Consider the following 19,234-nt stretch of genomic DNA (forward strand, 5'->3'; position numbering starts at 1 on the left):
AGAATATTCTTATTAAATACCCAAAAAAGGAAATTGAAAGCTGCAGAGACGTGAAAAATACCAAGAAACGAGAATGCAAAAAACCTTCCCGTCTTGTATCGGAAGGAAGGTTTCGTTAAAAATTGACACCTATTTTATAAATTGCGCGGTCGAATATAAGTTTACAGAGTAAAAAATGCAGAGACATCAGCAACGTTTCTACTCGCTGCAGTGTATTTTAAACGTGTAATAATGGAGCTGCAATTGATCCTATCGAGTAGCTGGTTTCAATTTGGTTTCAATCATTGTCTCCTGAATTTTTTCCTGACTTCCATTCAAATTGTAAAAACTGAAGCCATTTTTGCCATTCTCTTTTGTCCAGTACATTGCGGCATCGGCATTTTGCATCAATTTCTCGGTGGTATTGCCATCATTGGGAAACAGGCTGATGCCGATGCTCGGCGTCACACTCACCTGATAGTCCTCTATCAGTAAAGCATCCTGAAAAGCGGCCACAATATTCTCAGCAAGCGCAGTGCATTTTTCATGGGTTGCCTCTCTTAAAACCACAATAAATTCATCGCCGCCCAAGCGGAATGCCGTGACATTTCTTCCACTAACCGCTTCCAAATTCTTAGCAGTTTTTATCAGCACAGCGTCTCCGATATGATGCCCCAGTGTATCGTTCACCACTTTAAACTTGTCAAGGTCCAGCAGCAAAAGTGCAATTCGCGGCGGTGCATCATCACCGAGCATGCGGGCCATTTCTTCTTTAAAACTCCCTCTGTTGCGCAATCCCGTCAGCGGATCATGGTAAGCCAGATGCCGGTATTGTTCCACCAACTGTTGATTCTTCCGAAGAATCTGCACCTGATGCCCCAACAGCAATATCAGAGCCAGCAGCAGTCCTGCGCTGAGGGCGTTGAAATCCCATTGGTAACTGTGGATGACCAGTGCGATAAGAACCACAATGCTCACGTAGGGAAAAATCTGCGCTTTGTCCCTGACCGGATTTTTCACAAGCCACAAATTATCCGTTTGGTTATCTTTCGCGTAATATGCGGTAAAGCCGATGAATAACGTAGACAGCAGCCATAACAGGTCGACGAAATGACCGGCCTGGTAGGTTTCATTGAACACCACGTATCCGTAAATAAAATCGGCAGTCACCTGCAGGGAAAAGCCTGTGATACAGAGTAATAAAAGGCTTTGTTTTTCATTTTTTTGAATCAGGTAATACAAAATGGTGATAACGAACAGGATTGTCAGATTTACTATCGGGATCGCCAATGTTGCCAGCGTCAGTGGCAGCGAACCTTCCGCAAAATCCAGCACCGGCTGGATCAAATAATGATAGCCGATGGACGCAGCAGTGACCATAAAGACTGTAATGTTGAAGCCATAGGCATTGCTGGAAAAAGCCCCGCTCAGTTCACGGGTTTTCGAGATCAGGGCAGCCAGGAAGAACAGGTAAGCAATCAGCCACAGCACAGAGGATAAGGGTTCTGACTCCACGGTTCTCTGACTGATCTGTAAGAACAACCACAGCCAATTGGAACCCGTGTAGAAAGTAACACCGACAAACAGCAGCAGCCAGAAGTTTTTCTGTCTGCGGCCGGCATTCCGATAAGCCTGATACAGCCAAACCAGACTGACCATGCCAACCAGAATATGGAGCCCATTCGCCCCTGCGGAAATAAGCCACGGGCTATCAGCAAACGAAATTCTCCAACTGTAAAATAAGATAATGATCAAGGCTATAAGAGAAACTGGCAAGATGTTGTATCTGAACATGATTGTTCCCCCCTGGCTGTCTGAAACCGTTGGTATGCAGTTGTCCCACTTACATATATCTTCATAATAAAAGCGGTGAACATAAGACAGAACTTGTAAAAAAAATAATTTTTACCTTTCAAAACAAAAACTTCCTTACTTTTATTATAACTGCTAATATGCAAAAAAAGTAGTTCTTTTATCATAATTCCATTATTATGGAAATTACTAAGGACCTATTATTTATGCAGTGTTATACATCCTTCCTTTGCGAATGCAGATTGAAAAAGCTTTCAGAATTCTACTCTGAAAGTTTGAATAAAAATTGACTTCCCTGCCAGACATTGCTACTTTCAAACTAGACTTAGCTTTTCAAAAAAAAAGAGGTGACGCAATGATTTTCTTCATCATTTGGCTCCTATTGATCGCATACGCTGTCTTCTGGGCACCCGGTACCGGCGCCAATAACCCGATTTTCCCGGAATTGTTCAACGGCAACATCGGCGCCATCGACCCGCTTGTCTTTGCCGTTTTCAATTCGCTCGGCATCTTTCCGCTCGTGTTCCTGACGCTGTTGCTGCTGAACGACCGGATGCGCTGGCCGGCGTGGCCGTTCGCGCTTCTGTCATTCGGCATCGGGGCTTTTTCGCTGCTGCCTTATTTCGCATTCGGCATCCGGAAACCCGAAAAGAAATTGCGCACGCCGCTCTGGCTCGTCCGTTTTCTGCGCTCCCGCTTCTGGCTGATTGTCCTCATCGTCATGTGGACCGGAAATTGGCTGACGCTCTTGCAGGGCTTTTCGTTCGCGGACTATGCCGATTCCTTTTTCGCCTCCAGCCTGGTATCGGTCATGACTGTTGACTGGTTCGTACTGTATGGCCTGTCGATATACACTGTCCACCGGCTTTATCCGGATGCGCGGTATAAGGGATTGGCGTGGATTCCGATTGTTGGGCCGGTGTTGGTGTTGTTGGGGAATAGAACATTGACTGACCGCAATTACGATTAAAAAAACAACCGGCATACCTATCAAAACATAAAAAGAACGTACGCAAAGGCATCTCTCACCCTTTACGCACGTTCTTTTTTCACCTATATTAATGCAAACTCTCTTAATTCACCCTCTTCGGCCCGCCCCAGTACATCTCGCGCAAACGGAACTTCTGTAGCTTGCCCGTCGCCGTTTTCGGCAAAGCCTCAACAAACTCAATCGATTTAGGCGCTTTGAAATGGGCCATATTCGAACGTGTATACTCGATGATTTCCTGTTCCGTCACCTCGGCTCCCGGATGCAGCACGATAATCGCTTTTGGCACTTCCCCCCATTTTTCATCGGGAACTGCGATGACCGCGACTTCCATGACATCGGGGTGTTTATACAGCACCCCTTCGATTTCAGTCGACGAAATGTTTTCCCCGCCCGAAATGATCATGTCTTTGATGCGATCCTGGATCTCCACAAAGCCGTCGGGATGCGTTACAGCCAAATCTCCGGTATAGAACCAGCCGTCTTTAATCGCCTCGGCTGTTTTCTCCGGATCTTTATAATAGCCCGCCATCACGACATTGCCGCGGGTGATGATTTCGCCAAGCTCTTTGCCGTTCCATTCGACTTCCCTGCCGTCTTCCTGGTTGACGACTTTCGTCTCCCCGTTGAACGCCAGCTCGATGCCCTGCCGCGCTTTGATGGCAGACTGCTCTTCAGGCGATTTGGAGTCAAACTCTCTCTTCCATTCGCAGTACAGGATGAACGGTGAAGTTTCCGTCAGTCCGTAGACGTGGATTATATTCAACCCAAGAATGTTCTGAGCTTTGGCAATCAATGCGGCAGCTGGCGGCGCTCCGGCTGTGGCCATGCGCGGGCTCGTCATAATCTTGATTTCTTTCGCTTTCGGTTCATTGACCAGCATATTGATGACTGTCGGTGCGCCGCACAGCACCGAGATTTTATGTTTTTCGAATAAATTAAGGATCTGTACCGGATCAACTTTCCGAAGGCATACATGCGTGGCACCGGCAGCCGTGATTGCCCAGATACCACCCCAGCCGTTCGCATGGAACATCGGAAGCGTATGGAGATACACATCGTCATGCGTAATATTCATATGATACAGGAAGTTCGCGGCATTCAGGTAATTGCTGCGGTGCGTCAGCATGACCCCTTTCGGATTCGATGTCGTGCCGCTCGTGTAGTTCAGCGTCAGCAGCTGGTTTTCATCGATTTCCACTTTCGGAGGCTCCGCATCCTCCGCCACCTCTCCGATAAATTTTTCGTAGGTGATTCCGTTCAGCTTGGATTCATGTCCGTCCACTTCCACGATAATATACTTCTCAACCGGCAGCTGATCCTGTACGTCTTCGATCAGTTTGCCGAATTCCGCATCGACAATCAGCGTTTTCGCATCACTGTGCTTGATGATGTATGCCAGGTCTTTCGCCGCCAGCCGGTAATTCAGCGGCACCATGACGGCCCCCAGCTGGCCGATGCCATAGAAGCATTCCAGCATATAATGCGTATTCGGCAGCATCACCGCCACGTGGTCTTTCTCCCGGATGCCGGCATTTTGCAGGGCAATGGCCAATCGGTCGCTCCGCTGCCCGAACTCTTTGTAGGTGAATGTCTTGTCTTCATCAATAATCGCTATTTTTTCCGGATAATATTTAATGGCCCGCCGTTTCCAGTCAAGCGGTGTTAAAGGTGCGAACATGTGGACATAACCCCTTCCGGATGATCGATTTGGCACTTGTTATACAACAAGTATATTTTCGGGCGGAAGCTGTGTCAATGGAGTTGTTAGAATATATTAACAATTCAGCACTTTAAGATGCTTGGCAAAGACACAATTGCTCTTCAAATTGTGGCTCTGCCTGTTTTCGTCCCCACCAAAAAAGGCCACCCAAAAGGCAGCCCCCTAGTCAACCAACGTCACCGCCACAATCTCATCCAGCATCAACCGCTCCATCCCGAACGGGCTCTCGTAAACCAGTTCACGGTGCGACACATCAATGCGCTCGATGATGCCTCTGTGTTTGAACAGCTGCTTGTCCCGCCAAGTCTCGATCAGCACCTCACATTTGCGCTTCAACGCGATATCAAGTTCCTCCTGGATCAGCTGCAGGTCGAACTCGTCGAGATCCGGCCGCTTCACTTCTTCATCTTCCTTGTACCAGTCGCGCAGCATCTTGATATGCTCCGGCAGCATCAGCCCCTGCCATTTGATATTTCCGCGATCCTTAATATCCCCCTGCATCTTGAATTGGTTATTTTTCTTCAAAAGAATCACTCCCTCCTAAAAATAAGAACATTTGTTCTTATTCTATACCACGGAACGAAGCTCGACAATCCTTTGGGGCAAATTAAAAAACCGCTCAGCTAAAAATGAGCGGCTTCTTCCCTCTATATTCGATTCTATTCCATGTAAATCTTCGATACGGTGGACGTATTCCGTTTCCTTTATGAACACTTGCATACAAGTTGTTTACATCAAACCTGCGCATAAATTTCAACACAATTACCAATCGCTTCAAATTGTCCGACTAATAAAAAGCTTCCGACTGTTTCCTCTGTTTGGACTTCAATCATTTTTTTTGAATGGATCATAGGTTACACGAGTAGGTATTGGCTTTCTTTTTTCTACACTCTCTCCTGTTTTCAAGAAAATTAGTAGCGCCACAATCATAAAGAGAATAAGGTAGCTAAAATACGAAAACGTTAATCCGCTCCAAACTCCAGCTACCCAGCCCATTACATTCGCAGACGCTGATTGATTCTCAATAAGAATTTGAAAAATCACAGTAAAAATTATTCCGAAAAAACCACTAGAAACAGTAACTGCTGCGATTAAAATGAAATCAATTTTGAATGCAATTGTTCTAATAATATCTTGAACAATATTTGTATTTATAAAAGTAGCTAATATAGAAATACAAGTAGCAAAGAAGCCTAAAGTTATACTCCCAAAAAGTAAAACTCCTTCTAAAGCTAACTCAAATCCATTAATTTTATAAATACTTGTGAAACGGCTAAACAAATAACCAATGAATACTGAAACTGCTGCAAGGGTAATTATCACAAACCGGAATGTGTTCACTTCACCTCATCCTTTGAATTTGATGTCTAGCCCCAATCTCATCTTCATTACCAAGATAGAGCCCTAGCATACGTTCATAAATAGCAATGGCACTGTAATTTCTTTGCTCTTCGTAATCAAGTGTAGTAAATACCACAAGCTTTTGCTTAATTAGATCAATCGGTTCAACTGGATCATTCTCTTCATATCTTCCATGTACTTTCAGTTTACCGGTATCAGGATTATCGACATAGTGAGTTAGTATCTGGCGCGACAGACCCTCTTCAATTTCTGAGTCCCTCCTTCTGTCAGTTGAGACAATCAATTCGATATTATCTACACCTGTAGTATCCTGATTCCCTGTAATCCTACTCCATAGATTAGTTGCACTTGCTCCGCTTACTTTGACATTAATTTTTCGATAGGCCGCCTGTCTTAATCCACGTTGTCTTGCCTCTCTATCTTCAATTAATATCATGTATGCATTAGCAGCAGCTCCGGTTTCGATTACTAAAGAATTCAGAAGTTCCCCTATTGCGGTTGGCCCAAGAGAATCCCGGTTACGCTGAACCATTAATACACTTTCTATTGGATCAAACAATGCACTAACCTCATGGCCAACAAATTCAGTTTCCTCAATTTCAATAATCTCTGATTCTCCATGTAATGTGGTTTTAATGGGAAGTTGATAGTTTAACAAACGTTCAAACCAGATATGATAAAACCCATTTTCATCAATTGAAATACCAGTTACTCTAGCTGGTTCCCTTTGGTATTCATATACAATCTTTTGTCTCTCTGGAATATTACGTATGTACTCTCTCCTGTAATGCTCCAAAATTCCACTTATATCAAGAGGTTCGTATTCTCCATTTTCAAGCTTAGTTACTACCTTAAAAAAATTAAATCCCACTTTCTTTACTTTAGCCATACATTTCTCCCCTTTATAACTTATTGTATACATTATTAGCTAAAAATTGGGAAAAATCCACCATTATAAGAATATTCATTAAAAAGAACACTCGTTCTCATTCTATACCACGAAAGCTAGAGCGGTAATCCTATACAGCAAATAAAAAAACCGCTCAGCTGAAAATGAGCGGCTTCGTATCCTTATATTCGCTTTTATTTCATATGAATCGTCGCCCCAGTAGCCGGCGCAACATAAATATTCCGCTTTCCTTTGCTCGTCCTGATCGTCACTACATCCTGTTGTGGTTGATCCAGTATTTCATATTCCAGACCGCCGAACTGGGCAGACGTTAAGCTCCAATCGCTGTTCTTCGCAACCGGCGACACATTCAGTCGATACGTCTTCCAGGTCTTGGCCGTTTTCGGCAAGCGCACAAATTCCTTCATGGCGATTTGCTGCACCGGTTTTTCCTTCTCTTTTAAAGCAGCGCCTTTTGCATCGCCCAGCTTGATGACTTGTCCGATTCGCAGTGCTTTCGGATCCACTCCCGGATTCGCCGCCTGTAGATCCGCCACTTCGATGCCTTCCATATTATTGGCGATATTCCAAAAGGTATCGCCTTCTTGAATGGTATAGGTTGCCGGCATCGGTGCGATCATCGCGTCTTTATTCAAGAATTTAAAAGCTCCTTTATAATCAAAGACGCAGCACGCTTTCCAGCTATAACCGGGCATTTCGTGATGCGATTTGTCTTCGCGGCCGATGCCGTCGGCCACCAGCGCCGCCTGCAACTCTTTCACCGTCTCTTTGACAAAATCGCGCATGCGCTCATTGCGGTAATCGCCGGCCACGCAGATGCCCAGCCCATAATCATTGGCGTTGCCGGCGTGATAGGTGCGCCGGTCAAAATCATGTGCCCAGACAATCCGCGCCCGCTTGCCGCGAGGCGTCTGCACAATATTTTTCGGCTCGACGATAATCGCATAAGCGACGCCCGGCCAGCCGTTCGTTTCAATATGGTGTCTGGCAAAACTGGCGGCATCCGAGCCCGCCAGATGCGACAGCGTCAGCGAATGATGCCAGACGCGGGTGCTGATCTCCTTACTCCGTTTGATGTAACTGTGTTTTTTCTGCAGACTGTGCCGCATATCGACTAAGCTTGGCAAGGCTAAAAAGTTTTTCATATGGTGCCCCCTTTTCGATTTTTGATGCACTCCAGTGAAATGCTATTTACGCGCTTTCTCTTCCCACCCATGCGGCCCCTTCGCCCAGCCGCCAATGACCGTCCCCATCGCCAGCATCGGCGTGTCGAATTGATAATCTTCCATTAAGAACAGCTGATTGTGCAGCGGAATCAGCAGCCCTTCCAGGATCAGCTTTTCGCGCAGCTTCACATAATTCTTCGGACATTTTGCCGTAGTCGATGCTGCAAACTTCGACCCTTTCACCACGACAAATTTTTCGCCCGCATAATAGCCGCTGGCATCCGCTCCCCGTTTTGACGTGATCGTCAAAATTTCGGGCTGCTCCTCCACCGCCATCAGCAGGATTCCGGCATCGAACGGATCAACCGGCGTTTCTTCCTGTGTTACTGCATCCAACTGGAAGAACTGATAGAGCTCGCCGTAATCCGGATGGGTGATTCTTTTCACGAACTGGGTTTTCGTCATTTTTATCATCTCCTTTTATATAGTAGGTTCCGGAAAAGGTTCCTTACTTTGTATATAGATAGTTTTGGGGAAAAGGGATACATATTATTGAATTTAATTTGGACAGCAAAAAACGGACTGCCATTTGGCGGTCCGCTTCCATAAATTGATGACTTCAATCCCATCTACAAATTTCACTTTTACACTTTTGATAAGCCTATCTTTTTTAACTCTATTTTCGTTTTGTTGTTATTGCGCAGAATAGTAAATCCCTTCTATTTAAGAACCTGGCACTTTTTCTAATTTCCGCACTCCTTCAATGAAAATCTTCGAAGCTTTATATATATCGACTTCTTGAATCCCATTATAAGTAGTCAGCCTTATATATTTATCCGATACACTTTTAACTTTCAGGCCTCTCTCTAACAGCTCCTGCTCCAACTCTTTTGCGGAAAACCCCCTGTTTGATACGTCCACTTTTACGATATTCGTATGAACGTTCTCCAAATCAATTCCGAGGTTTGCTATTTCGTTTATTTCTTTTGCCAATAAATACGCATGCTTGTGGTCTTCTTCCAACCTCTCGACTTCGGACTCCAAAGCGACTATGCCTGCAGCTGCAATAATTCCCGCCTGTCTCATAGTGCCACCCAGCAACTTCCTTATTTTTCTTGCCAGCAAAATAAACTCCCTGCTGCCGCAAAGTAAAGATCCAACCGGTGCTCCGAGGCCTTTTGATAAGCAAAACATGAGGGTATCCACATCTTTCACGACTTCTTTTACTGGCAGGTTCAAGTAGATGCTGGCATTAAAGATTCTTGCGCCATCCAAATGGACAGGAACTCCTTTTTCATGTGCAGCCTCACAGAGCGCTTTCATTTGTGATTGCAGCAGACAGGTGCCGCCCATAAAATTATGGGTATTTTCCAAACAGAGTAGCTTAATATCCCTGCTGGCTAACACCTCTTTCACATGTGAAGGATCTGGAAACCCTTGTTTGTCTTCCTTAAAAAATACTGGAACGAGTCCGCCCCACTCTTCCAAAAATGGAGCCTGTTCATTTTTATAGAGATGACTGTCTTTGCCGATTAGAACTTCATCCCCTCTTCTGCAATGCGTTAACAGACTGATGTAATTTGCCATGGTGCCGCTATTGCAATACAGCGCATCTTCTTTTCCGGTTATTTCAGCGGCTATCCGCTCCAACTCTACTACTGTCGGGTCTTCCCCTTTGCCACCTGGTGCAGTCCGTCCATCGTCTCCCACTTCCGCCATTGACATTGCCCTTCGCATTTCGTTGGTAGGCTGAGTTAAAGTATCACTTCTCAAATCAATCATCCTATCACTCCTATATTTTGATTGAAAAATTATTTATAAAAAAGAAGAGCTGCAGACTACAGCTCTTCTCCGAATGTTCATCAATTACTCGTGATATTTTTCTGAAGTTGTCTTGGCGATATCTTCATCCAACGCTTCATAATCATGATATTGGATGGCACCATAAAGTTCTTTTCTTGTTTGCATATCTTCCACTTTATCTTTCTGGCTTCCTTTTTCATAAATCTCTTTATAAACTCTTTCATATGCTTTTGCGGCAACACGCAATGAGGTCACCGGATAAATGACGAAATCACAACCGAATTCTTGAAATTCTTCTGCTGTATAATATGGAGTTTTTCCGAATTCCGTCATATTAGCTAAAATAGGGGCATTTATTTCATTTTTAACTTTTGAAAACTCTTCTTTCGTTATTAAGGCCTCCGGAAAAATCGCATCCGCCCCTGCTTCCATATACGCTTTTGCTCTTTTAATGACGCCATCCAAATCTTCGACACTGTGAGCGTCGGTTCTTGCTACAACCACAAGAGTTGGTGCCACCTTTTTGATAGCGCGTATTTTTTGAACCATTTCCTCGATTGACACTAAATTCTTGCCATTTAAATGCCCGCATTTCTTAGGCATCGATTGATCCTCAATCTGCACTGCCGCAACACCTGCATCAACCATTTCTCTTGCTGCACGCACAACATTGAGCACCCCGCCATAGCCTGTGTCAATATCCACCAGAAGCGGCAATTGCGTCGCCCTGATAATGTCTTTCGCGTGATCCGCCACTTCATTGGAATAAATTAAACCGAGATCCGGTAATCCTTTGCTTGCGGTATATGCAGCACCCGATAAATACAATGCCTCAAAGCCAGTTTGTTTGGCCATGAGCCCAGCCATCGCATCGTGTGCACCCACAAGCTTTAATATTTTTTCACCTTTTATCAATTGCAGAAATTGGTCAGCCAAATCTTCCTGGCGCCTTTCCTCATTTACTAACCAAGACACAAAATCACTCCTATACAGTCATTTTATTCATAAATTCAGAGACGCTAGTATCATTCAACAACAGCTCGTCATTGCATAGTTCATACAGTTCGGCCGCTTGCTTTTCAGCGAATACAGTCGCTAAATTTGCCTGGAACTTTTCTTTTAATTTTGGTATGCCTTCTTCTCTTCTGAATTTATGGCCAATTGGATATTCCACTGCAACTTGTTCGGTACTGCTTCCATCTTCGAAAAATACTTGGACCGCATTCGCAATTGAGCGTTTTTCCGGATTCATGTAGTCTTCCGTATAAGATTTGTTTTCGACAATATGCATCTTATCCCGCAACTCATCAATAATCGGATTTTTAGCTGTTTCTTCTTCGTAATGATCAGCCACCACATCACCGTAAATAAGTCCGATTGCTGTTATATACTGCAAAGAATGATCGCGGTCAGCAGGATTTTGCAGTGGTCCCCTTTTATCAATAATGCGAATCGCCGACTCATGAGTTGTTATTTCAATCCGTTCTATTTCATTCAATTTATCATGCACAGAAGGGTGAAGGGTAACTGCGCATTCCGCTGCAGTCTGCGCATGGAACTCTGCAGGAAAGGAAATTTTTATCAGGATATTTTCCATTACATAACATCCAAGAGGTCTTTCCAACGTAAATGGCTGGCCTTTAAATACAACATCCTGGAATCCCCATTGCGGAGTTGAAAGAACGGATGGATAGCCCATTTCCCCTTTTAATGCCATAAGAGCAAGCCGAACTCCGCGGCTCGTTGCATCGCCTGCGGCCCAGGATTTTCTCGATCCGGCATTCGGGAAATGTCGATACGTTCGCAAAGCCCCGTTATCCACCCATGCATTAGTCAAAGCGTTTATAACTTCCTGTTTGGTGCCGCCAAGCAATTTTGTCACCACTGCAGTAGTGGCTAATTTCACATAGAAAACATGGTCGATCCCTACGCGGTTCATACTATTATTCAAGGCGAGAATACCTTGGATCTCATGAGCTTTGATCATTGCTTTTAAAATATCTTTTACCGTTAATGGAGACTTGCCTTCCGCGATTCGCTGACGGCTCAAATAATCGCCTGCAGCCAATATACCGCCTAAATTGTCAGAAGGATGCCCCCACTCGGCCGCTAACCAAGTGTCGTTATAATCCAGCCAGCGAATCGCTGTCCCAATATTAAAAGCAGCTTGAACAGGATCCAGCACGAAAGATGTTCCTGGAACTCGTGCTCCGTTTGGAACAATAGTGCCTGGCACAATCGGCCCTAATAATTTTGTACATGCCGGATAGCGCAAAGCCAGGAAACCACACCCCAGCGTATCCATTAAAATATACCTTGCTGTTTCCAAAGAATTTTCGCTATAGTCCTCGAAATCCATTACATAATCCGCAATATCTACAATCAATTGATCTGTGTTATTCATTTACTATTCCTCCTACCAAATAAAATACGCCCATGTCAGAGCAACTATAAAGATGATTAAACTGGAATACGAACCTATTATGAATTGATCTCTTTTAGAAAATGCCCCTTTTTGAAATGCAAACAAGGTTGTAGGAGAATGTATGGGTAAAATCGTAACCCCTCCTATGATCATAATCACAAGGAAAGCTAATGAAATGACCGACAAATTCAAGATCTCCGCATAACTCATTATTATCGGAAAAATGATGATCATTGATGTAGAAGGCACGACAAACAGGAAGCGTAAAATGAATATAAAACATGCTATGAATGTCATGCTTCCCAATTCCCCAAGACCTTCTGGCAACAGATTCATCAGCTGACTGGCCAGGACCAACGCCGTTCCGTTTTCTTCAATAAGATACCCTAATGAGAAAGAAGCACCCAGCAGCAAAAAATTTTCCCAATCATGGCTGCGGACAAGCTCATTTGTAATCAGACCGTTTCTTGGATGAGCGTAATAAGCAACAAGTAAAATGGGCGCAATAATCAGCGGCACTAGCTCCTGATCAAAAACAATCCAGCTGATGATCATCGCAAAGAATGGCAAAACAATTTTCCAAAACCGTTCAGGCAATTCCTTATCGCCTTCCAACTTCACTTCCTGTTCGATGACCATTTTTTCGGTGGTCCGCTTAAAATAAAACCAAACTCCAAAACTCACCAAGAGCATGGAAATCCAAAGTGGCGGCGCTATCCGGATAAACCATCCCAACCATGAAATTTCCACTCCTCCAAAATCCCTTAAAAGTTGAGCAGCTAATATTGGAAAACCTCCGCCAGTAAAGACAACCATGGTGGAATTTTGATTCATAATCCCAATAACATACATACTGAATTTCCGGAATAAACTATGCTTACTTAAGTTTAACGCTGTATTTACCTGTTCGATAATCGGTTCCATAATTCGGAATCTGGCTATTGCTGAAGGGAGGAAAATGGGCATAAATAAAATGAGAAAGGGAAGTCCGAACAAGATCGTGCGAACATTCCCTTTGCTTAATGTGAATAAAATCCTCACAAACACCTTATCAATCCCAGCTTTCACCAAAGCTTTCGAAATTAAAGAAAGAACCAAGATGAAATATAAAGCATTCGAAAGAAACCCTCTAAATGCGTCTTCTGGTACTTCAACCAAATTAAATATAAGAATAAGACAAATCAGTAATAAACTCGATGCAGAGAACGGAACTTCACTGAGTGTCCAAAAGTATATCGCTATGGCTAACAGCAGCAGAGTGAATTGCTGTTCTGTTGAATAGGCTTCCAGTATCCCCGATTGCCACAAAGCGGCAGCTAGAAAAATAACAAAGAAAACCTTTAGTCCGAGCAGAATCTTAGAGTCCACCACTTTTACACCCCGGTACTCTTAGACGCAATCTTTTTACTTCTCCACTTTAAAAACACCGGTACTAAAAGGGATAGTAGAGACACAATGATTAGGGATAATGGAAGTGGACTGTTAACAAAAATACTTAAATTCCCATTTGAAATTGTCATCGATTGTCTGAATGACTGCTCCATCATACCGCCTAATATAAAGGCTAAAATAAATGGTGGAGCGGGAAAAGAGAATAATCTCATCGCAAATCCTAACGCACCAAATACCAGCAACATGTACAAGTCAAATGTGTTAAAGCTAATGGAATATACTCCTATTAAACTGAACATAATGACCAAAGAAATAAGAAGAGGTCTCGGAATGCTCAAAATCTTTGCCAAATAGGGGATTAACGGTAAATTCAGCACTAGCAAGAATATATTTCCTATATACATACTTGCGATAATTCCCCAAAAAATTTCAGGGCGATCTGACATTAGCAGCGGTCCTGGTTGAACTCCCAGTACAAGAAAAGCACCAAGCATTACAGCAGTCGTTCCTGAACCCGGAATACCTAAACTCAAAAGAGGAACAAAAGCACCGCTTGTCGCAGCATTATTGGAACTTTCAGGAGCTGCAAGGCCTTTTATAGAACCTTTTCCGAATTCTTCAGGGTTTTTCGCTATCCGTTTCTCGAAAATGTAACTGATGAAAGAAGAAATTGTAGCTCCGGCACCCGGTAAAACGCCAATGATAAAGCCGATTACTGATTGACGGGACATCGGGCCGCTCATCTCTTTAAGATCTTGTTTCGTCAACTTCAAACTTCCCAATTTTTGATCTTCACTCAAACTTGAATTCTTTCTGTTCAAAATCAACATACAAACTTCAGCAATTGCAAACAAACCAAGGGCAATAATCAGAAAATCAAAGCCATCCAATAGATTCACATTCCCCAAAGTAAACCTTTGGGTGCCTGTTTGCGGATCTATTCCGATTGTCACAACCATAATACCGGCTACAGCTGATATTAAAGCTTTAATCGTCGAACCTTCTGATAAGCTCGAAATTGCGGTCAATCCCATAAGCATCAAAGCGAAATAAGCTGGGGGACCGAAGGAAATTGCCACACTTGATAGAACGGGAGCAAGTATCATAAGCAAGATGACTGAAACGGTTCCTCCGAAGAAAGACGCAATGGCCGCAATCGCTAAAGCTTTACCCGCCTTGCCTTGTTGTGCCATCGGATAACCATCAAAAGAAGTAGCAACGGTCCCAGAGATTCCGGGTGCATTTAACAGGATGGAAGACGTCGAACCACCGAAAACTGCTCCATAATATACTCCGGCCATCATAACAAGTGCCGGTGCAGGGTCCATACCATATGTAATTGGAATCATTATTGCAATCGCACTGATAGGCCCCAATCCTGGCATCATACCGATTAACGTACCCACCATTACACCTATTAATACAAATAAAATACCTTCCCAACTTAAAGCGACTTGAAAACCAGCCATAAGACCTTGAAAAGCATCCATTTTATCCAAGCCCCCTTATATAGGTAGAATCCCACTCGGCAATGTGATGCCAAGGGCAAATACAAAAATAAAATACAAAATCATCGGAAAAAGAAGCGATACAATAATATTGGTTTTCCACTTTCTATATCCTAAAAACCATGAACATATAAAAATGAAAACCATTGTCATAATAATAAAGCCGATTAATTCAAATAGAAGGATATACACGAAAACCATAGCAAACACTGCCAAAACGACTAACAATTCTCGTCCGGGAATTGCCCTTTTCTTCTTTTCTTCTTCGGTTTCTTTAGCGCGCGAAAAGAAAAGTGCAGCAGAAAGGATAAGCATTAAAATACCAAGCCCTTTAGGAATTACATCTGCATCAACTGGCGTATAGGGATAGTTTGGCAATTGGAAGCTATAGTATAAGTAGATTGCCGCAATTACAAAGAGCAAAAGCCCAATCCGTTGATTCATAGTTGATAGCAAGATAACTTCGCCTCCTTAAATGTAGACTTTAATAAAATGAAACCGACACTGATGCGTCGGTTTCACTCTCATTAGCTTCCTAAACCTAGTTCATCAAGTATTACTTTAATATCTTCTTTCTCTTTATCAAGGAACTCTTTGTATTCTTCCGCATTCATGTACATCTCGTTCCAACCATATTTTTTCCGGACTTCAGCAAATTCATCTGAATCACTAAGTTCTTTGAATTTTTCCTCGTAATAATCCACGGCTGCTTGATCCATGTTAGGTGGTCCGAAAAATCCACGCCAGTTAACAAAAGTTTCGTCGATTCCCTGTTCGATGGCAGTAGGGAAATCTGAGAGTACATCGCCTTCTAGACGTTCTTCAGCTGTAATTCCCAACACCTTGATATTTCCTGCACGTACTTGTTCGACTGTTTCAGCTACTCCAGTGGAATATACATCAACAGAACCATTCAGCAATGCTGTTAAGGCACCACCTTCTTGGTCAGATACAAACTTAATTTTTTCAGGATCTACGCCAGCTGCCTTGGCAATACGGACGAATTGGATATGGTCCATACTCCCCGGTGAAGATGCACCAATTACGGTAACACTTTCTGGATCCTCTTTCATATCATCAAATAGATCGTTTAAATCATCCCATTCACTGTCAGCACTTACAGCAAATGCAGCATAATCAGCTATCATATTAGATAAAGGTGTAAAATCTTCGTGACCGTAATCGGATTGTCCGTTTAATGGTACAAACATAATTGGTGGAGAAGAGACAAAGAGATTATACGGGCTATCATCTTTTTCATGTATATAAGCCCAGGCAATTGCCCCGCCGCCGCCTTCTTTGTTCACTACCGCCATATTAGCGTCTATAATTCCAGTTTCTCCAAATACACGAGCCACTTCACGCGCAGTTGTATCCCAGCCGCCGCCCGCTCCTGCAGGTGCAACAACTTCAATTGCACTTGTAGGTTCAAAAGTTCCGTTTCCTTCGTTCGCAGCATCACCGCCGGTTTCATCGCCAGCATCACTATTACACCCAGCAACCACTAACATTGTCGCTGCCATAACACCCATCAGCCATCTGTTCTTCATTTGCTCATCCCCTTTGTAAGAATTTTGAATACAAATAGAATTATAACTTTGAATTTTCTGAATGTAACCGTTTACAAAATTGAAGTTATAAAGAACTTAAGGTTCATTTTGTTCATAAAGTTCACGACTTGAATTTTTACCTCATTCAAGTCTTTAAGAAATAATGCCTTTCAGGTCTGCCTACTATCCCATAATCCAACTCCGCGTAACATTTCTCAACAGATACCAAGTATTCCAAATACCTCCGTGCAGTCGTCCGGGATGCTTTCATCGCTGCTCCCATCTCTTCCGCTGTAAAACCGCCTTTGCCATCATTCAGGATTTTTTCTACCTTCCTCAAGGAAAGAGGATCAATTCCTTTTATTGATTCAAAGTTATTCGAGACAATTTTCACTCCGAAAATTTTATCAATGACTGTTTGATCGATACAATCCCTATTTTCCAGCAGCTTTCTATTTTCCATGTAATTTTCAATTGTTCCGATAAAATGCTCAAGAGTTGCCGGTTTTATAATAATTCCTTTTACACCTTTCCGTAACGCCTTTTCGAAATAGTGAATTTCATTTTCCGCTGATACCAGGATAATATCCACATTTTCACTTATATCACGTATATCATCAATTAAATCGATTCCTAATCCATCAGGCATATAATTATCCAATAAAACCAGTTTGGGTTGTTGTTTTCTAATGAATTGCAGTGTTTCTTTGCAACTTGATGTTTTCCCAACAATATTAATTTTTCCGATTTTATTTAAAAACTGTTCGTGTATATTAGCCACTCTGAAATCATCTTCTGCAATCAGCACATCCATTTTATAACTCCCCCTCAGTTATTTTGGCAAAAATACCGTAAATACCGTTTTGTCTTTATGATTTGAATGCACTTCGATAGTACCTTTTAAGTCATTTACTGCTTGCTTTACTATAGCTAAGCCATAACCCCTTTCTTTTTTTTCGGATTTTGTCGAAAATCCTATCGAAAACAATTTGTCTATTTCTTCTTCCGAAAATCCACTCCCACTATCTTCTATCTCGATAACAAGGTCGTTACCAACATCTGTTATAAAGAACATAACTTCTTTTGTTATTTTCTGAGCTACTTCCTCAATCGCGTTGTCTATTAAGTTCCCTAAGATATTGATTAGTTTTAAAATATCAATATTCTCCGGTAATGAGTTTAATGAACTGTTTTCATCAATTGAAAATTTCACTTTTTGCTCCGAAGCTTTGCCCATCTTCCCGAGAATTATTGCCTGGACTTTTTTATCCTGGATTTGCCCCAACATATGCTGGGTTTTGATTTTTTGATATCTTTTTTCAGATTGCAGCAAGTCGATTGCTTCTTCGATTTGCCCCAATTGTAGAAGACCCGAAATTGCATAAAGTTTATTTGTATATTCATGGGTTTGTGCACGAAGACTCTCTGAATATTGCTGGATTTCCGACAGGGTGCGCAGCATTTCTTGGATATCTGTTTTATCGCGAAAAGTTGATACTACCCCCACCACTTCTTCTTCTTCATAAATAAATGTGCGATTAATAATTAACACTTTATTTTCCAGCAGTATTTCTTCATTCCGAATAGATGGTCCCGTTTTAAAAACTTCTCTCATCTTGGAGTTAGGGAGAACATCGTCAATGTAGGCATTGAGCGGTAGTTGTTCGAGACCCAAAATCCGTTGTGCAGATTGATTCATGGAAGTTATCCTGCCGTCTTTATCAATCGCTATCACTCCTTCAATAATTGAAGAAAGCAATGCTTCCCGATCACGAAATAATGCTGCAATTTCTCTGGGTTCCAGCCCCATCGTTTCTTTACGGATATTTCTTGCCAGTAAAAAGCTTCCGATAACGCCAACTCCCAAAGCAAGAAAAGCAAAGCCCACCAGTTCTAATATTTTCATCCAAATCACTGCATATATATCCTCGATCATATAACCTACTGAAACAATCCCCATTCTTTCTCCATCGTCATTATAGATGGGTGCCTTTCCTCTCAAACTCGGTCCCAAAGAACCTGTGGCTTCTGATACGTAATATTCTCCTTTTACCAGGGCTCTATCATTATCTCCCCCCACCATTCTCTCTCCAATTTGAGAAGGGTTAGGATGTGAGTACCGAATACTCTCCATATTTCCAATCACTATAAATTCAGCTTCTATTTGACTGCTCAGATACTGCGATATCGGTTGAATGATCTCTTCTGGATGATCATCATCCATTGCATTCACAATACTGGGCATGTTCGATATGATAGTAGCCATTTCCAATGCTCTTACACCTATATTTTCTTTTGTTTCCCTAAATTCTTTATAAGCTAAAATGGAGCTATACATTGTAGTGCTTATGAGAATTACAAATGTACTGAGAAATAATATTTTTGTGCGGAGAGACAAAGCACGAAACATCGAGATTCCAACTCCTATCAATTACTTTAGTGCAATTTTACCATAGAAAAACATTAGAATTTAAGAATAGTTGGAATTATTAATTTTCTATACGTGTTCCTTTGAATTAAATTAATGAAAAAAAGTCTCAACGAGAAAAAAGGATACATTTCACTGTAATTAATTAGAATGACAAAAAAAGCGGACTGCCATTTTTGGCGGTACGC

General features: G+C 42.5%; 17 protein-coding genes. 1 reads left to right on the forward strand and 16 read right to left on the reverse strand.

What is annotated here, in order from left to right:
• Window positions 1-249 precede the first annotated feature (249 nt).
• A complete protein-coding gene (locus DHX103_RS05665; RefSeq protein ID WP_422124302.1) occupies window positions 250-1,773 on the reverse strand; it encodes a diguanylate cyclase domain-containing protein in 1,524 nt (507 codons plus the stop codon).
• 373 nt (window positions 1,774-2,146) lie between these two features.
• Here DHX103_RS05665 and DHX103_RS05670 point away from each other — a divergent pair, with 373 nt between their 5' ends.
• Complete coding sequence (locus DHX103_RS05670) at window positions 2,147-2,761, forward strand: hypothetical protein (protein WP_422124303.1); 615 nt, start codon at window positions 2,147-2,149, stop codon at window positions 2,759-2,761.
• A gap of 103 nt (window positions 2,762-2,864) precedes the next feature.
• Here DHX103_RS05670 and DHX103_RS05675 read toward each other — a convergent pair whose 3' ends face one another.
• The 15 genes from DHX103_RS05675 to DHX103_RS05745 form a co-directional block, all read right to left on the reverse strand.
• Window positions 2,865-4,460 (reverse strand): long-chain-fatty-acid--CoA ligase, encoded by a 1,596-nt coding sequence (locus tag DHX103_RS05675; RefSeq protein WP_422124304.1) that lies wholly within the window; start codon window positions 4,458-4,460, stop codon window positions 2,865-2,867.
• 204 nt (window positions 4,461-4,664) lie between these two features.
• Window positions 4,665-5,027 carry a YolD-like family protein gene (locus DHX103_RS05680; RefSeq protein ID WP_422124305.1) on the reverse strand — a complete coding sequence of 121 codons (363 nt, stop codon included), beginning with the start codon at window positions 5,025-5,027 and terminating at the stop codon, window positions 4,665-4,667.
• A 300-nt stretch (window positions 5,028-5,327) separates the two neighbouring features.
• Window positions 5,328-5,843 carry a hypothetical protein gene (locus DHX103_RS05685; RefSeq protein ID WP_422124306.1) on the reverse strand — a complete coding sequence of 172 codons (516 nt, stop codon included), beginning with the start codon at window positions 5,841-5,843 and terminating at the stop codon, window positions 5,328-5,330.
• 1 nt (window position 5,844) lies between these two features.
• Window positions 5,845-6,753 carry a DUF6731 family protein gene (locus DHX103_RS05690; protein WP_422124307.1) on the reverse strand — a complete coding sequence of 303 codons (909 nt, stop codon included), beginning with the start codon at window positions 6,751-6,753 and terminating at the stop codon, window positions 5,845-5,847.
• A 194-nt stretch (window positions 6,754-6,947) separates the two neighbouring features.
• A complete protein-coding gene (locus tag DHX103_RS05695) occupies window positions 6,948-7,919 on the reverse strand; it encodes a LysM peptidoglycan-binding domain-containing protein (RefSeq protein ID WP_422124308.1) in 972 nt (323 codons plus the stop codon).
• A gap of 42 nt (window positions 7,920-7,961) precedes the next feature.
• Entirely contained in the window at window positions 7,962-8,405 is a 444-nt protein-coding gene (locus tag DHX103_RS05700; protein WP_422124309.1) for a DUF4357 domain-containing protein, read from the reverse strand.
• 258 nt (window positions 8,406-8,663) lie between these two features.
• The gene (locus DHX103_RS05705) at window positions 8,664-9,722 is read right to left on the reverse strand and encodes a GntG family PLP-dependent aldolase (protein WP_422124310.1); all 1,059 of its coding nucleotides are present in this window, start codon (window positions 9,720-9,722) and stop codon (window positions 8,664-8,666) included.
• Window positions 9,723-9,806: 84 nt separating this feature from the next.
• On the reverse strand, window positions 9,807-10,718 hold the full coding sequence (gene prpB / locus DHX103_RS05710; protein ID WP_422124311.1) for a methylisocitrate lyase: 912 nt from the start codon (window positions 10,716-10,718) through the stop codon (window positions 9,807-9,809).
• A 10-nt stretch (window positions 10,719-10,728) separates the two neighbouring features.
• Window positions 10,729-12,147, reverse strand: a complete 1,419-nt coding sequence (locus DHX103_RS05715) for a bifunctional 2-methylcitrate dehydratase/aconitate hydratase (RefSeq protein ID WP_422124312.1) — start codon at window positions 12,145-12,147, stop codon at window positions 10,729-10,731.
• Window positions 12,148-12,159: 12 nt separating this feature from the next.
• Entirely contained in the window at window positions 12,160-13,536 is a 1,377-nt protein-coding gene (locus tag DHX103_RS05720) for an SLC13 family permease (protein WP_422124313.1), read from the reverse strand.
• A gap of 5 nt (window positions 13,537-13,541) precedes the next feature.
• Complete coding sequence (locus DHX103_RS05725; protein ID WP_422124314.1) at window positions 13,542-15,050, reverse strand: tripartite tricarboxylate transporter permease; 1,509 nt, start codon at window positions 15,048-15,050, stop codon at window positions 13,542-13,544.
• Between the two features lie 15 nt (window positions 15,051-15,065).
• A complete protein-coding gene (locus tag DHX103_RS05730; protein ID WP_422124315.1) occupies window positions 15,066-15,524 on the reverse strand; it encodes a tripartite tricarboxylate transporter TctB family protein in 459 nt (152 codons plus the stop codon).
• A 71-nt stretch (window positions 15,525-15,595) separates the two neighbouring features.
• Window positions 15,596-16,618, reverse strand: a complete 1,023-nt coding sequence (locus tag DHX103_RS05735) for a Bug family tripartite tricarboxylate transporter substrate binding protein (RefSeq protein ID WP_422124316.1) — start codon at window positions 16,616-16,618, stop codon at window positions 15,596-15,598.
• Window positions 16,619-16,763: 145 nt separating this feature from the next.
• Complete coding sequence (locus tag DHX103_RS05740) at window positions 16,764-17,432, reverse strand: response regulator (RefSeq protein WP_422124317.1); 669 nt, start codon at window positions 17,430-17,432, stop codon at window positions 16,764-16,766.
• Window positions 17,433-17,450: 18 nt separating this feature from the next.
• The gene (locus tag DHX103_RS05745) at window positions 17,451-19,028 is read right to left on the reverse strand and encodes an ATP-binding protein (RefSeq protein WP_422124318.1); all 1,578 of its coding nucleotides are present in this window, start codon (window positions 19,026-19,028) and stop codon (window positions 17,451-17,453) included.
• Between the last annotated feature and the right edge of the window lie 206 nt (window positions 19,029-19,234).

It is taken from the genome of Planococcus daihaiensis, from assembly GCF_049262615.1.
In the GTDB taxonomy this organism is placed as follows: Bacteria; Bacillota; Bacilli; order Bacillales_A; family Planococcaceae; genus Planococcus.